The 16164-nt window shown below is 63.1% G+C and carries 10 protein-coding genes; 5 read left to right on the top strand and 5 right to left on the bottom strand.

Features of this window, described 5'->3' with window-relative positions; all coding sequences use genetic code 11:
• Nucleotides 1–21 precede the first annotated feature (21 nt).
• Nucleotides 22–174 carry a hypothetical protein gene (locus ABJ196_RS08685; protein WP_347306257.1) on the top strand — a complete coding sequence of 51 codons (153 nt, stop codon included), beginning with the start codon at nt 22–24 and terminating at the stop codon, nt 172–174.
• 130 nt (nt 175–304) lie between these two features.
• Here the strand turns inward: ABJ196_RS08685 and ABJ196_RS08690 are convergent, their stop codons facing one another.
• The gene (locus ABJ196_RS08690; protein WP_347306259.1) at nt 305–3154 is read right to left on the bottom strand and encodes a DEAD/DEAH box helicase; all 2850 of its coding nucleotides are present in this window, start codon (nt 3152–3154) and stop codon (nt 305–307) included.
• A gap of 38 nt (nt 3155–3192) precedes the next feature.
• On the bottom strand, nt 3193–3594 hold the full coding sequence (locus ABJ196_RS08695) for a (deoxy)nucleoside triphosphate pyrophosphohydrolase (RefSeq protein WP_347306261.1): 402 nt from the start codon (nt 3592–3594) through the stop codon (nt 3193–3195).
• 1275 nt (nt 3595–4869) lie between these two features.
• Here ABJ196_RS08695 and ABJ196_RS08700 point away from each other — a divergent pair.
• Nucleotides 4870–5508 carry a nucleosidase gene (locus ABJ196_RS08700; RefSeq protein ID WP_347306263.1) on the top strand — a complete coding sequence of 213 codons (639 nt, stop codon included), beginning with the start codon at nt 4870–4872 and terminating at the stop codon, nt 5506–5508.
• Here the strand turns inward: ABJ196_RS08700 and ABJ196_RS08705 are convergent.
• The 3 genes from ABJ196_RS08705 to ABJ196_RS08715 all read right to left on the bottom strand — a co-directional run bounded on the left by ABJ196_RS08705 (nt 5492) and on the right by ABJ196_RS08715 (nt 11582).
• Nucleotides 5492–6271, bottom strand: a complete 780-nt coding sequence (locus tag ABJ196_RS08705; protein WP_347306265.1) for a hypothetical protein — start codon at nt 6269–6271, stop codon at nt 5492–5494. The two genes, ABJ196_RS08700 and ABJ196_RS08705, sit on opposite strands and share 17 nt — an antisense overlap.
• Before the next feature lie 207 nt (nt 6272–6478).
• On the bottom strand, nt 6479–7948 hold the full coding sequence (locus ABJ196_RS08710) for an AI-2E family transporter (RefSeq protein ID WP_347306267.1): 1470 nt from the start codon (nt 7946–7948) through the stop codon (nt 6479–6481).
• 94 nt (nt 7949–8042) lie between these two features.
• Nucleotides 8043–11582 carry a bifunctional proline dehydrogenase/L-glutamate gamma-semialdehyde dehydrogenase gene (locus ABJ196_RS08715; RefSeq protein ID WP_347306269.1) on the bottom strand — a complete coding sequence of 1180 codons (3540 nt, stop codon included), beginning with the start codon at nt 11580–11582 and terminating at the stop codon, nt 8043–8045.
• A 666-nt stretch (nt 11583–12248) separates the two neighbouring features.
• On the opposite strand from ABJ196_RS08715, the gene dnaK reads away from it, so the two are divergent.
• From dnaK to dnaJ, 3 genes are all read left to right on the top strand, one after another.
• Nucleotides 12249–14102: a molecular chaperone DnaK gene (dnaK, locus tag ABJ196_RS08720; protein WP_347306271.1), complete on the top strand. Its 1854-nt coding sequence runs from the start codon at nt 12249–12251 to the stop codon at nt 14100–14102.
• Nucleotides 14102–14821, top strand: a complete 720-nt coding sequence (gene grpE, locus ABJ196_RS08725; RefSeq protein WP_347306273.1) for a nucleotide exchange factor GrpE — start codon at nt 14102–14104, stop codon at nt 14819–14821. The genes dnaK and grpE overlap by 1 nt, the downstream gene beginning before the upstream one ends.
• Nucleotides 14822–14973: 152 nt before the next feature.
• A complete protein-coding gene (dnaJ, locus tag ABJ196_RS08730) occupies nt 14974–16164 on the top strand; it encodes a molecular chaperone DnaJ (protein ID WP_347306275.1) in 1191 nt (396 codons plus the stop codon).

Here is a 16164-nt window from a genome sequence, read left to right on the forward strand (position 1 = left end):
CCGTATCCCGCAGGAGCCAGTATGACCGCGACGTACTCCGAGCTTGCCGATGCCCTCTCGCTCACCTTTGCTTCCCGCCCCGCCACAGTCGAGGACATGAGCGTTCCCGCAGCTCAGAAAATCGGCAATCCCCATTATTTTGGTGCGCCAGAAGCTCTCGCGCAGGAAGATTGAACGTTCTAACACCCTGACTTTGAACGTTTCAACACTCTTTAATTGAACGTTTTAACACCCTGCGATTGAACGATTTAACACCCAGGATCCGAACGGTTCGGCGTTCCACTTGCCTGTGATGGCGCGAAATTTAGGACTTCGACTGGAGGTAGCCCAGGAATTCCTCGGTGAGGGGCTGCTCGAGAGTGAGGTGCATGGTCACCACGGGCTGGCCGGTTTGGGGCATGGTGGTCTGCTCGGGCTGACTGGGGTGAACGAGACCGAGGTAGTAGAAGTCGCGTCCCTCGGTGTCGTCGCGGCGCACGAAGAGGTGAATGGGCAGTTCGTCAGCGAGGATGTCGCGGACCTCGCCGCTGCGGAGCGTGCGGTTGGAGCGCGTAAACCACTTCATGGTGCCGGTGTCGAGAAACTTATCCTCGTAGGCGATGGAAGCGTCGACGTCTTCGGCCTTGTGATAGTTGACGAAAATGGGAATGGTCGCGGAGTACTTGTCGACCTTGTAGCCGTTGAGCGTGCCCTCCTGGTTGGACTCGAGACGCAGCAGTCGCGAGACGTCCTTGCGCGAGTATTTGTTGCCCACCTTGAGCTCGCCGCCGGTAAAGCCGCGCTCCCGGGAGAGGAAGAGCCCGGTCTCGATGACGTCGTCGACGTGAGCGCGGAACTCGAGATTGCTGCGGTAGGTCTCGATAAAAGTGGGATCGAGACGATAGACACCGTCGGCAAGAGTGACGACGCCCTCCAACTTGTAGGCGCCCTCCGTGAAGAACTCGAGGGAAAGAACGCGCTCGACCACGCTGAGGTCGGCTGGTGAGTGTGCGGCGTGGTGGGCTTCGAGGATCGACTCGAATTCAGACGATGAGCACGGACCACCCGAGAGCAGACGCTGAAGAAGGATGAGCTCTTGCGGGGCTTTGCCATGGAGCAGCTCGCGCGAGAGGAACTTGAGGTATTCGGACGCCCGCGGTGAAGGGGCATCGGCAAGCTTGGCCTTGACGAGCAAATCCCAATAATGATCCGTGCGGCGCGTGGCGAGGACGTAGGGGTCCGCGGTGTCGAAGCGAGCGAAGTCGATGAGGCGGGGAATACGGCCGAGCCGCGAGTGAAGTGATGCGATGTCTTTCTTGAACTCGGCGAGGCTGTCGATGCGTGCTACGGCAAGCGAGGCGAAGATGCGCTGGCGGGCGACCTTCGTGAAGTTAACGCTGGAGACGCCGGAGATGGTGTTGTCCTCGGCGGCGTCGATGATCTTCTTGCGGATGGAGTCCTTGTTGCGGCTGTTGTCGCCAAAGAGGGCGACGGGAATGAGGTAGTTATTCGTGTAATTACCGATGAAGTCGATGACGCGCAGGTGGTCTTTGCCGGCAGCCTTGCGCAGGCCGCGGCCGAGCTGCTGGGTGAAGATGATGGACGACTGCGTGTTGCGCATCATGACGACTTGGTTGACCGAGGGGATATCCACGCCCTCGTTAAAGATATCGACGGTCAGGATGTAGTCGAGCTCGCCGGCGTTGAGTCGACGGAGCGCGGCGTCGCGGACCTCGGGACTGTCCTTGCCGGAAAGAGCGACGGTGGTGAGCAGACGGCCGTTGATTTTTGATTGGTTGAGCCCATTGCTGAGCTCCACCGCTTCTTCGATGCGGGAGCAAAAGATGAGGCCACGGACGTTTTCGGCATGTCCGTAGGTCTCGAGCGTGCGCAGAATGTGGGCGAGCCGTTCGTGGGAGACGAGGCGGGACAATTGCGTTGTATCCTCGATGAGCTTGCCGTCCTCGGTCTCATAATCGGTGACGCCGTAATAGTGGAACGGCGCCAACATATCGTTATCGAGGGCTGCCTGCAGGCGAATTTCATAGGGCACGTTGTAGTCGAAGAGCTCAAAGATGTCGCCGCTGTCGGGACGCTCCGGGGTTGCGGTAAGCCCGAGGAGAAAACCGGGACGGAAGTAGTCGATGAGCGTGCGGTAGCTGGCCGCGGCGCCGCGGTGGGCCTCGTCGACGACGATGACGTCGAAGGCATCGGGAGCGAACTGGCGATAGGCATCCCGGCTGTTGAGGGACTGCACGGAGGCGAACACATAGCGCGCGTCGGCGTCGTTATGGCCGCCGACGAGCAGGCCGTAGTCGTTGTCGGCACCGCCCAGCACTCGTTGGAATTCGGAGCGGGACTTGGAGAGAATCTCGCCTCGGTGAGCAATGAAAAGCACGCGCCGCGGGGCCATCTCCTTGACCGCAAGTGCGGCGAGGATGGTCTTGCCCGTGCCCGTCGCGGAGATGATGAGTGCCTTCTTCTCACCGGCCTGCCGCAGCTTTCCGATGCCGTCGAGCGCCTCGCGTTGCATGGCGTTGGCGACGATGTGGCCAGCGTTCGGCGCCGCATCGGGCACGATGAGCACGCGGTTGCGCCGCGTCTGCTCGTAGCGTGCAATCCACTCTTCGGTGAGCAGCGTTCCGCGCGTGCGCTGAAGACGGACGGCATCCTCAAGCTGCAGCGCGATATCGCCGTCATAGCTCGTCGAGAACTTCAGGTTCCACTCGCGATTGTGAATGAGCGCATGGGGAGTGAGGTTGGCGCTGCCCACGATGGCGGTGACCTCGCCAGGGTCGTGGAAGACGTAACCCTTGGGATGGAAGCCGCCGTGCTCATCGTCGTGGACGTAGGCGGTGATGCCCTCGAGCCCCAGCAGCTCGCGGAACATGGTCGGCTCGTTGAAGTCGAGGTAGTTCGACGTGATGATCTCGCCGCGACCGCCGCGCGCCACGAACTCGAGAAGGTCCTCTTTGAGGAGCGCCAGCGCGCTCGCCGAGATAAACGCAACGGAGAAGCTAAACGATTGTGCGCGGCGCAGCTCATCGCGGATCGCGCGGTGCATGGTGTCCGGCTTTTCATTGCTGATGAGCCGCGGATTGAGGATCTTCTCGGCGGGCGTGCGGCGATCGACAAATCCGAAGCGGACGTCGTCAAGGAGAGTGCGGTTATCCATGTCGTGCTGGTCTGTAGATGTTTCTGAGGCCGTTCGGCTTAAGGCTGCTGCATGCGGGCCAGAACGAGCTCGACGGCCTCGACGTCAGCGGGCGCCCAGTCGACGGACAACAGATCTTCCGGCGCGAACCAGCGGATCTCGGCGTGCTCGGTGAGCTTCGGTTCGCCCGAAAGCAGTCGGCACAGGAACGATGCAAGGACGACGATGCCGAAGTCGTATTCGTGCTCCGTGGTGACGAGGTGCTCGCCAACCTGGGCGTCGATGAGGAGCTCCTCTTTGAGCTCGCGGTGCAGTGCCTGCTCCGGTGTCTCGCCCGGCTCGATCTTTCCACCGGGGAACTCCCAGAAACCCGCCAAAGACATCTGCTCGCCGCGCCGGGCTCCAAGAACCTTGCCGTCTCGGACCAAGACTGCCGCGGTGACTTCGATGCGCTTCTTCACGTTATTCCTCCAGGCGTTCACACAGGATTACTTCTCCACAATGTACCTGAGCTGAGGATTTTAAAAAGTGCGTGTGGCCTGCAGGGATACCGATAATCTTGCGCGAGGTGGCATCGGCGCCGGCAGGAGGCTCGCGGCGCCATTTTTTCGACTCGCCCCTGGGACCCCCGGAAGAAGGTACGTAAGCTCTTCTTTTGGAAATCGGATGCTCGATTCTCGGACTAGTCCCCGAGAAGGCCGCATGAGCTACGCCTTTCAAGGCTTCCGGCTGATCACCTCCGGGATTCGGGCTGGCCCAGTAATCCATATCTCGGCCCCTGGCCATAAAGCGCGCACAGTGCGGCTGGCGATACGGTGCCAGTGGCGTAGCGTGGGAACATCTAGGAGTGGTTCGAGGTGAGACGCTCGATTTCGCGCATGCAACAATGTCGAACACCAGTAATACGCTGTGCCTGCTGAAGTATCGAAACCTTTGCCCGTTCCGCACAGGTTGGTACGTAGATTTAAAGCCTCATTCCAGATGTCAATCTGTGGGGCAGTTGAGCGACCTCCCATGCTCACGGGTTTGGGGATGAGGTGTCTCCATGTGCCAAAAGTCAGTGAAGCCACCAAATCATCGTGGGTTGGTCTTCGATTGGGGCGGCCTTGCAGGGGATCGTTCATTGCCCCGAGTGCTTTAGCTTCCCACCACTTCCCGTATAAATCCGTTGAACGTCGGCGCGGATTGTTTGACCACTGGGGAGGCGGAGTTGGTCGGACAATGTGTGAAAGCGGTACCTGAGGTTGGGTGATCCAATCTCTGTTTCCGCCCTTGAGTGCATTCCATTCTCGGAGTTGCTGGTCCATTGTGTCGCGGAGTGCAACTTCGACGATCGCTAGAGTGCTAGTGACGGCGGCTGCCACTTCGATGTTCCACTGATAAAGCGCGAGAGCCCTTTCGGGATCTTGATCTGCCTCCTCAAGATACGTCTCAAATCGCGGGGCAGGAATATTGCTGAGGAGCTTGAGAGAAGTCGATTTTTTCATTTATTACGTCTTACGTGAACTTTGCATTGGCAAGGTTTGCTTGTTCTGAAGAGAAGAAGTAGGCTGAGTGTTACTGAGCAGGAATCACCTGCAAATTAAAAGAAATTTCGGTCCCGAGGTTATCCTTGGGGCCGTTTTTCAGTTGCATGACGGCCCCCAGTTAGCCCAAAGCTTAACATCACAGTGGTTGTTTGGCTTGTGCACTCTGTGGAGGTCGCGGGCATCCTTAGTCCGCTACTCTTAGACACTATGGATGCAACCCTCAATGCTTATCCCAACGCCAGTGAGGCTCTGGACAACTATGCGGCAGAGATCCTCTTTGTTGCCGCAGTGGATAAAGAAGCTGCGGCCTTGCCGGAGGGCACTCCGCTGTTGGTGACCGGTATTGGCACGTTGCCGGCGGCGATAGCGCTCACGGAGTATCTCACGGTGGCGCGCGAGGAGGGCACCCTGCCGCGCCGGGTGGTCAACATCGGCACGGTGGGCGCGCTGCGCGATGGGCTGGATGGCGTCTACGAGATTGACCGCGTGACCAAGCACGACTTCAAGCTCGACATCCTCACCGACATCGACCGCTACCTGCTGCCCAAGGTCATCGAGATTCCCGTCTCCGGCAACCATCCGGTCCAGGGCTTGGCCACGGGCGACATGTTCGTCTCGGATACGGCGACGCGTGACCGACTCGCGCAGGACTCGGGCCTGTGCGACATGGAGGGCTATGCCATCGCCGCCGTGTGCCAGCGCTTTGGCGTGCCGGTGACGCTGCTCAAGCAGGTCTCAGATCCGGCGAACGAGTCGAGTGTGGGCAAGTGGGATGACGCGCTGCCGCGCGCGGCGCATGAGCTGCATGAGGCGTGCGTGAAGTCGGGATTCATCGCAGCCCACTAGTGGTCATTGCCTCCCAGACGTCTTCCCCGGCAGCCCGCCGCAGGTCAATGCCGAAGTTGTGCCTGATATCGCGCACGGCGTTGGCGATCCACCGATAATCAGAGGCGGTGGAGGGGATGATGTTCTGCTTTCCCTTATGAGCAGGATGCGTGATCTTCGCGTGCTTTCGGCCTGGCGTGATGGTGAAGCCGCGGTCTTCGAGTAGGTCGATGAAATCCTTGCGCGTCGTGGGAAGCGGAAGCGTTACAGGCTTGGTGCGGTGGCGTGTGGAGCGCGTGGGTTGACGGCGCGTGCCGGACGTGCACGGGGCAGGACGGTGCTGGTCCGCTTTCTGTGTGTGGGTCTCCTTCTTTGGCGCGAAATCGATGAGGACACCGTCGGTGGGGTCGACGACGAGGAAGTGTGCGGCAGTAAGGAAACACAAGCGGCCACCCCGGCCCGGGAACGAATCCGCGGTGGTCAACATCGCGTTGATGGCGGGCAACGTGAACCCAGCCTTCGTGTACGCCGCGTGAGCGGCGGGGCTCGCGCTAGTGACGGTGACACGGGTGGAAGGCGGCGTGGTGGTTAATGCCGTGGCGATGGCCTGCTTGGCGTCATCGAGATTGAGCTCGCTGGGGCCTGTGTTGTGAGGACTGCGGGCGCGAGGCGCGGCGAGCGGGATGGCGCGGCTGCGGCGGTACCGGCGCAGGGCGGCGTTCCACGCGAAGGGCGCAGCGAAAACAAGGGGGACGCTGAGGCGAATGATAGTAAGCGGTCTCATGGCGAAGCTCCTTGACTGTGGTGCTGTAATCGAGTGACCACAGCATGCCAGGGGGTGTCGACATGAACGCCTCTTCATGAGAATCATGGAGGTCACACTGCGTTGTGACGTTCGTGCTGTCTGTGGGTGGGGGATGAATGCGAGCGGCGTAAAACGCTGAAACCTCCCGCGCCGACATGTGGAGCGGGAGGTTGGGCAGTGAGCTGTTTAGTTCGCGCTCGGCGCCATCGCGAGGTAGAGCTCACGCACCTTGGCGCGCGGGGAGTCGGGCGCGAGGCGCTCGATGTCGCGGGCGGCGTCCATGTCGGGGCTGGAGTCGGTCGCGTTGTCGTTGGCGTCTTGTTCGTGGGTGACGGCTTCCGCGGCCTTGGTGGCGTCCTTCTTCTTCGACTTCTTATCGGGCTTGGGCGCGCCGGTGACGATCTCCGCGGCGGCGGGGTCGACCTCGCCGGAGCGGATGGAGGTCACGAGTGCGTTGTAGCGGAAGATGACGCCGAGGGTCGCGGCGACGGGCACAGCAAGGAACGCGCCGATGATGCCGGCCAGGCCGGAGCCGACCGTCACGGAGAGCAGGATGATGGCCGCGTGCAGGCCCATGGCCTTGGACTGCAGCAGCGGCTGGAGGACGTTGCCCTCAATCTGCTGGACGGCGACGACGATAATGAGCGCGATGATGGCGCTGGTGAAGCCTTGCGAGACCAGCGCAACCGCGACGGCGAGGACGCCGGCGGTCACAGCACCGATGACGGGGATGAAGCTGGCGAAGAACGTGACGACGCCGATGACGAAGGCCAGCGGCACGCCCATGATCCACAGGCCAGCGCCAATGAGGACGGCGTCGACGAAGGCGACGGTGGCCTGGGCCTGGATGAAGCCAGACAGCGTCTTCCAGATGCGGTTGGACAGCTCCGTGATGTGCCAGCCAGTGGAGTGGCCCACGTACTTGCGCAGCCAGGGCAGGAACTTCTCGCCTTCCTTGATGAAGAAGAAGGTGAGGAAGAGCATGATGACGAGGGTGACCACGATGGAGCTCACCGTGGACACGCCAGAGAGCACGCCGCCAGCGATGTTGGAGGCCTGGTTCTTAATGAGGTTCGTGACGTCATCGACCACGGACTGGATCTGGGCCTGGTCGACGTTGAAGGGCAGCTGGTCCGTCATGCCGACGAGTTTGTTAATGCCTTCTTCGGCCTGCGAGAACAGCTGGCCGCTCTGTTCCTTGACCGTAGGCGCCATGGCGGTGAAGATTCCGCCGACGATGGCGAAGAACCCGATGAGGGTAGTCGCCGCCGCTAATGCCGCAGGGAAGCGCCACTTCGTACGCATCCACGCGGTGACGGGATAGAGCACCGTGGAGACCAAAATGGCGAGGATGACCGGGAGGATCCCCGCCCACACGAACTTGAGCACGTAGCCGATGAGCGCGATGGCTGCCACGATGACGATAAAGCGCCACGAGGTCGACGCGAGCTTTTTAAAGTCGTGGTGGATAACGGCGGACTTGCGGTCGTGCGCGAGGGCATCGGGCACATCGGCGCCGATGCCCTGCTCATCCGCGGCGACGAGGGGCTGGGCAATGCGCGGCGCGCCGCCGGTGCCCGATTGGGGCACGGCGGTGCCGGATTCAGCGGCAGCGTTGGACTGGCTGGGGTTTTCCTGGGATTTGTCAGAACTCACCCGTCCCATATTGCCACAAAAGCCCCAACTTCCTGCACAAAGGGCAGAAAGTTGGGGCATGACAGCGTGCGTCTATGGCACGCCGCAGGCGCGCTTAACGCGCGATGCCAGCGACCGAGCGGATGATACCGAAGCGGTGCATGGTCACCGAAACTGCCTGCTCCAGGAGGTAGGGCAGGAGCTCCCGGCGGCCATCGGCAAGCACCGGCTGGTCGAGGATGACCGAGTTGGACTCCACGGCGGCCGTGCGGGCATCGTCCGCGACGGCGCCGAGTGCACGCACGCGTGCAGACGGCGTGTGGGCCAGCTCGCGGGCGAAGTCCTCGTCCGACTGTGCAGCGACTGTGACGCCCAGCGTGCCGATGCCCCGCTCCGCCAGCTCGGCTGCAATCTCCGGCGTCGCGGAGAAACGCGGCTCCACGTTGCCGAAGTGGGCGCCGTCGAACTCGGCGCGCAGGAGGGCGCCGGCGAGGGCATGGCGGACGACGTCGCGCAGCGCGTAGCCGTAGCCGATGCGGATGCGCAGCGGCTCGAGCACTGGGCGGTAGCGGAAGATATTGGCCTCGGAGATGAGTCCTGCGCGGTCGTGTTCGCGGCCGAACTCCTCCTGCCAGGCGAGCTGGTCGAGTTCGCCGGCACGCCACAGCCAGGCGACGTCCTCCTCGCTGAGTCCGCCGCTGAGACCTTCGCCGGACCCAGCGCCGGGGGCATCGGGAAGCTGAGAGAGCAGGGCCTTGACCGGGGCCTGGATGTCGACGTCGTGGACGCGGAGCTCGCCGTCGGACCACGTGCCCATCTGCGGGACGTAGTTGGGGCCGCCGGCCTTCGCGCCCGGGCCCATGACGGACTTCTTCCAACCGCCGAAGGACTGGCGCTGGACGATGGCGCCGGTAATCCCGCGGTTGACGTAGGCGTTGCCCACCTCGACGTGGTCCATCCAGTACTCGATTTCCTTGTCGTCGAGCGAGTGGATGCCGCCGGTGAGCCCGTAACCAGTGGCGTTCTGCCACGCGATGGCCTGCTCGAGGGTGTCTGCATGCATGATGCCGAGCACTGGACCGAAGCACTCGTTCAGGTGGTACCAGGAACCTGGCTGCACGTTATCGCGAATGCCCGGGGACCACAGGGTGCCCTCCTCGTTGAGCTTCTCCGGCTTGAGCAGCCACGTCTCGCCCGGCTCCAGCTGGGTCAGGCCGCGCAGGAGCTTCTCGCCGGGAGCTTCGACGAGACCGTTCATCGTCGTGGTGATGTCGTGGCCGGGGCCGACCTTCAGGGTCTTGGCGGCATCGATAAGCTGCGTGCGCAGACGCTGCGAGGTGCCTGCGGCGCCGACGAAGATGACGAGGGAGGCGGCGGAGCACTTCTGACCGGAGTGGCCGAACGCCGAGTTGTAGAGATCCGCGATGGCCAGGTCCGGGTCCGCGGCCGGGGTGATGATGAGCGCATTCTTGCCGGAGGTCTCCGCCATGAGGTTCATCTCCGGGCGCCAGGAGCGGAAAAGCGCGCCGGTGTCCGAGGCGCCGGTGAGGATGACGGCGTCGACGTCTTCGTGGGAGATGAGTGCCTTGCCAGCCTCGCCCTCGTCGGTGAGCACGAGCTGGACGAGGTTGGGATCGAGGCCGTGCTCGCGCAGGCCCTCGTGGATGGCGTCGACGGCGACCTTGGCGCAGTGGACGACCTGCGGCGCCGGCTTGATGATGACGGCCGAGCCCGCGGCGAGCGCGGACAGCATGCCGCCCACCGGGATGGCCACCGGGAAGTTCCACGGCGGGGTGACGACGGTGACCTGGTTCGGGGTGAAGATCGAGCGGGCATCGTCAAGCAAGCGTGCGGACTGGGCGTAGTAGGTGGCGAAGTCGATGGCCTCGGAGACTTCCGGGTCCGTCTGCGTCACCGTCTTGTTAGCCTCCCACGCGGCGACGGAGATGAAGTCCCCGCGGTGGTCCGCCAGCTTGTCCGCGATGGTGTCGAGGACCTCCGCGCGCTCGTGGCCGGTCTTCGCACCCCACTCGGGCGCCAGCGCCTTGGCCGTCGCGATGGCGGCGACAGCCTGCTGGGGATCGGTGACCTCTTCGATGCCGTGCTCGCCTGGGTTGGTGGTGAGCGCTTCCTGTGCCCACTGGCGGTTGGCGCGCAGCGCCGGATCCGTGTCCGGCTCGTTGGCAAAACGGCCGGTGCGTGGGGCCTGGCGTCCTTGTTTGTTCGTTGATTCATCGACGCGATCTTGCGTGCGCTTCGGACCAGCAAAGGTCTCCCAGCGCTCGGCGACGGCGGTCCGGAAATGCTGCTCCTGATCGGCGAGGGCCTGCTTCTGGTCCGGCGCGAAGAGCGCGTAGAGGAAGTTCTGGGACGCGGAGTTTTCTTCGAGGCGGCGCACGAGGTAGGACACGGCGACGTCGAAGTCCTCGGCGTGGACGACCGGGGTGTAGAGAATCTGGCGGCCCTCGAAGCGGGTGCGGACGGCCTCCTGCTGGGCGGGGGACATGCCTTGGAGCATCTCCGAGTCGAGCATGCGCAGCACGCCGCGCTTGGTGGCGAGCTCGTAGGCCATGCCCGCGGTGAAGAGGTTGTGCGTGGCGATGCCGATGCGCACGGCGTCCGCGAACTGCGGGCGCACGATGTAGTCAAGCAGGCGGTAGTAGTTCGCGTCGACCTGCGCCTTGTCCTCGTAGGTGGCGACCTTCCACCCGTGGATCTCGCCCTGGACGTGCTCCATGGAGAGGTTCGCGCCCTTGACGATGCGGATCTTGATGGGCGCTCCGCCCTTGGCGACGCGCTCAACGCCGAACTCCGCGAGCTCCTCCAGGGCCTCGAACGTATCAGGCAGGTAGGCCTGGAGCACGATGCCGGCCTCGAGGTTGTGGAACTCCGGCTCGCTGAGCAGCTCCTTGAAGAGGCGAATGGTGAGGTGGAGGTCGTGGTATTCCTCCATGTCCAGGTTGATAAAGACGTGCGGGCTGCGCGCCACCGCGGCTTCGTAGAGCGGACGCAGACGCTCCTTCAAGCGCTCGACCGAGCCATCGATATCCCAAGGATTGAGCTGCGCCACCATCGACGACGCCTTGACGGAGACGTACGTGACCTTGGGGTTCTGGATGAGCGCCAGGGTGCGCGCGGCGCGCGAGCGGGCCTCGTCCTCGCCGAGGACGGCCTCGCCGAGAAGGTTGAGGTTCAAGTGCTCGCCGGACGCCGCGGCCTTGTCGAGCATCTTGTCCAGGGCGTCCGACTCCGCGTCGAGGACCAGGTGGCCCACCATCTGACGCATGCGCAGGCGCGCGAGCGGCATGACGAGGCTTGGGAGGATCGGACCGAAGAAGCCACCCAGGCCCACGAGCGTGCCGTTGATAAGACCCAGGAAGCGCGCGTCATAGCGGCTAGTGACGTCCTTGAGGGCGTCGGCGGCCACGGCGTTGTCCTCCGGACGCATGACGCGGTCGACGAAGTCCATGGTGAAGTTCACGCCATCGGAATCCCGCAGCAGGCTGGCGAGCTGCTCGGTTCCCTTGTCTTGATCGTCCGCGCTGGCGTTGAGGAATTCGTGGGCGCGGGCGACGGCGGCCTCGACGACGGCGTCGACATCATCGGATTCCGGCAGGCGAGTGTGCGCTGGGGCAGAAGAATTCTGGCTGGTCATAGTGACAGTACCTCTCAGTCATGCTCACCGTGGCCGAACCCTCGAAAGCACGACACACGGTGCTCAGACACGTCCCTGCCTCTGGCTCGCGGCTGGTGTGCCGTGGCCCGGGGCGAGTCGGGTCCGAAGAAGAAAATATGTGGTGGTGCACTTGAGGGGGCCTCACGGGTGCGTGCGCCCTTGTAGGTACGAGGTGCCGGGGCCTGAAGCCGGGCTTTAACCAGGTCTTTATACCTGGGTTTCAACGTGGGCTTTTATGCCGGGCACCGCGCGAGCTGCCATGTGACGCGCCTCTAACCGGGGTGCGTTGCGTGATCCATCTCGCTTGAGGAGAAAGATAGCGAGCACTGTGAGCCCAGTCAACCCATCCCTGCACGCGGGGGTAACCGGGTTCTTTCGTGGAGGTGGAAAAATATTTTCTACCTTTTACCTGCGGGTTTAGGAAAACTTTGAAGAAAGTTGAGTCATATGGGAACAACTTTGGAAGTCATGCCGTTGTGTAGGTTGAGTGACAGGCGCTCAAGGTTCTACCTTCGAGTCGCGGACTTCTGTTAGAGTGGCGCAAGGACTCCAGCGAAGTTGAGTCACGCCGGGTCAACCCTTAAGACTTAAGGGGCAGCCCGAAACGATGAATACACAACAAACCTGTAGAAGGAGAACATCATTATGGGACGCGCAGTAGGTATTGACCTCGGCACCACGAACTCGGTCGTTTCCGTTCTGGAAGGCGGCGAGCCGACTGTTATCGCTAACTCTGAAGGTGCTCGCACCACCCCGTCCGTCGTCGCATTCGCGAAGAACGGCGGCGAAATCCTCGTTGGCCAGTCTGCCAAGAACCAGGCTGTGACCAACGTTGACCGCACCATCCGCTCCGTCAAGCGCCACATCGGCACCGACTGGACCATGGACATTGATGGCAAGAAGTACACCCCGCAGGAGATTTCCGCTCGTACGCTCATGAAGTTGAAGCGCGACGCGGAGGCTTACCTCGGTGAGGACGTCACGGACGCCGTCATTACCGTCCCGGCGTACTTCGAGGACTCCCAGCGCCAGGCCACCAAGGAAGCCGGCCAGATTGCGGGCCTCAACGTCCTGCGTATCGTCAACGAGCCGACCGCCGCTGCTCTGGCCTACGGCCTGGAGAAGGGCGAGCAGGAGCAGACCATCCTGGTCTTCGACCTTGGTGGCGGTACCTTCGACGTCTCCTTGCTGGAGATTGGTGACGGCGTTGTTGAAGTTATGGCTACCGCCGGTGACAACCAGCTCGGTGGTGACGACTGGGATCAGCGCATCGTCGACTGGCTGGTGGAGAAATTCAAGAACGCCAACGGCATTGACCTGACCAAGGACAAGATGGCCCTGCAGCGTCTGCGCGAGGCCGCGGAGAAGGCCAAGATTGAGCTGTCTTCCTCCCAATCCGCCACCATCAACCTGCCGTACATCACGGTCGACTCGGACAAGAACCCGCTCTTCCTCGACGAGACCCTGTCCCGCACCGAGTTCCAGAAGATCACCCAGGACTTGCTCGACCGCACTAAGGCGCCGTTCAACCAGGTCATCAAGGACGCTGGCCTGTCCCTGTCGGACATCAACCACGTCGTCCTCGTGGGTGGTTCCACCCGTATGCCGGCCGTCTCTGAGCTGGTCAAGGAGATGACTGGCCGCGAGCCGAACAAGGGCGTGAACCCGGACGAGGTTGTCGCCGTCGGCGCTGCCCTGCAGGCTGGCGTTCTGCGCGGCGAGGTCAAGGACGTGCTGCTCCTCGACGTCACCCCGCTGTCCCTCGGTATCGAGACCAAGGGTGGCGTGATGACCAAGCTCATCGAGCGCAACACCACCATCCCGACTAAGAAGTCCGAGACCTTCACCACGGCTGAGGACAACCAGCCGTCGGTTCAGATTCAGGTCTTCCAGGGCGAGCGCGAGATGGCTTCGGCCAACAAGCTGCTGGGCTCCTTCGAGCTGGGCGGCATCGCTCCGGCCCCGCGCGGTGTGCCGCAGATTGAGGTCACCTTCGACATCGACGCCAACGGCATCGTCTCCGTGTCCGCGAAGGACAAGGGCACTGGCAAGGAAAACACCATCAAGATCCAGGATGGTTCCGGCCTCTCCCAGGAGGAGATCGACCGCATGATCAAGGACGCCGAGCAGCACGCTGAGGAGGACAAGAAGCGCCGCGAGGAGCAGGAGGTCCGCAACCAGGCTGAGGGTGCTTCCTACCAGACCCGCAAGTTCCTTGACGAGAACGCAGACAAGGTTTCTGAGGACGTCAAGGCCAAGGTCACCGAGGCTGCCGACGCCGTCGACGAGGCCCTCAAGGGCGAGGACATCGAGGCCATCAAGTCCGCCGTGGAGAAGCTCAATACCGAGTCCCAGGAGATGGGTAAGCAGATCTACGAGGCTCAGGCTGCCGATGCCGCCGCTGCCGACGCTGGCGCGTCGGCAGGAGCTGACGAAGACCCCAACGTCGTCGACGCTGAGGTTGTCGACGAGGACACCGAAGATAAGGACAACAAGTAATGGCTGACCACAACGGAATGCCGGATAACCCCGGCGACCCGGAGCACACCGACCCGGAGGCTACTTCGGCCGACCGCGCCGAGTCCGCTGCCGAGGAGGCTCGCGCCGCCCAGGCTGACGGTTCCGCTGAGGAGCTTGACCCCACGCTCGAGTCCGACCTCGAAGAGGCCCTCGCCGACGTCGAGGCTGACCTCGACGCCACCGAGGACGGCGCAGAGGCTGAGGCCGCGGCTGCCGATGCCGCCTCCGACGCCGAGGCTTCTGCTGAGCCGACGGTCGAGGAGCAGCTCGCCGAGCGCACCGAGGACCTGCAGCGTCTCAACGCGGAGTACACCAACTACCGCCGCCGCACGGAGCGCGAGCGCTCCCAGGTCATTGAGACCGCTAAGGCGCAGGTGCTGGGGCAGTTCCTGCCCATCCTCGATGACCTTGCGCTGGCTCGCCAGCACGGCGACTTGGAGGATGGCCCGCTCAAGTCCATCTCAGACAAGCTCGTGGGCGTGCTCACCGCTCAGAAGGTGGAAGCCTTCGGCGTGGAGGGCGACGCATTCGACCCGGAGATTCACGAGGCAGTCCAGGATCTCTCCTCCGGTTCCGAGCAGGTCATCGGGACCGTCCTGCGCCAGGGCTACCGGGTGGGCGAGAAGCTCATCCGCACCGCCATGGTGATTATCGCGGACCCCGCCGAGCAGGCTGAGTCAGCGACTGACGCGGAGTAGAACGCTGGGGCGCCGGGGCCACACCAATGGTTATCCGGCGCCCGCGGTGTATCCGCACCTTTTAGATTTTTAGTTAGAGCTTTAGAACACACGTTGACAATGACACCACGCCGGTGTGGGCCGGCGACCAACACGAAAGGAGGAGATGCCCAGTGAGCGTGAAACCTGAATGGGCAGAGAAAGATTATTACGCGGATCTGGGGGTCTCCTCATCCGCAACCCCGGAGGAGATCAAGCGCGCCTACCGCAAGCTGGCCCGCGAGAACCACCCGGACGCTAATCCCGATAATCCGGAGGCGCTCGAACGCTTCAAGGCCGTCGCCGAGGCCCACGAGGTCCTCGCTGATGCCGCGACCCGCAAGGAATACGACGACTTCAAGGCTATGGTCGCACGCGGCGGCGGCTTTGGGACGGGAGGCGCCGGCTTTCCCGGCGGGTTTCGCACAGCGCCGGGGCAAGGCTTCGAAGCGGACTTCGACCTCTCGGACATCTTTGGACACGCTGGAGGAGCGCCTCGCGGCGGTGGTTTTGGGGATATCTTCGGTGGCGTTTTCAACCGCGGCGGTGGTGCTGGCCGAACAGCTCGCCCGTCGCGGGGGGCGGACGTCGAAACGCACGTCACCCTTGAATTCCGTGAAGCGGCGAAAGGGACGACGCTTCCGCTCCAACTAACGGGTGACGCGCCGTGCACCACGTGCCATGGCTCCGGCTCCCGCTCCGGCAAGAAGCAGAAGTGCTCTCGCTGTGACGGCACCGGGTTCACCTCGGAGCAGCGCGGCACCTTCGGCTTCTCCCAGCCGTGCACCGACTGCAGCGGCACCGGCCAGAAGATCACGGATCCTTGCCCGGACTGCAACGGAAGCGGAACCGTGCGCCGCACTCGTTCCATCACCGTGCGCATCCCCGCCGGCGTCATCGACGGCCAAAAGGTACGCCTGGCCGGCCAAGGCGAGGCAGGCCCCAACGGCACGCCCGCGGGCGACCTCTTTGTGAGCGTGTCCGTGAAGCCGGACAAGGTCTTCACCCGTGACGGCGACGATCTGCACATCACGGTCCCCGTGTCCTTTGCGGAGCTGGCTCTCGGCGACACCATCACGGTGCCCACGCTCGACCAGCCGGTGCGCGTGAAGATTGCCGCCGGTACTCCGGATGGCCGCACGCTGCGCGTGCGTGGCCGTGGCATCACGCGCCGTTCCGGTACACCGGGTGACCTCATGGTGACGGTCCAGGTCAAGGTCCCTTCGGCGCTCGATGCCGCAGCCACCTCGGCTCTGCGCACCTACGCACAGGCTGAGCGCGACTCCGGCTTTAACCCGCGCGCCGACTGGGCGGGCAACAAGTAA

It is taken from the genome of Corynebacterium sp. SA-MJD20WY100 (assembly GCF_039822565.1).
GTDB classification, from domain to species: domain Bacteria; phylum Actinomycetota; class Actinomycetes; order Mycobacteriales; family Mycobacteriaceae; genus Corynebacterium; species Corynebacterium phoceense_A.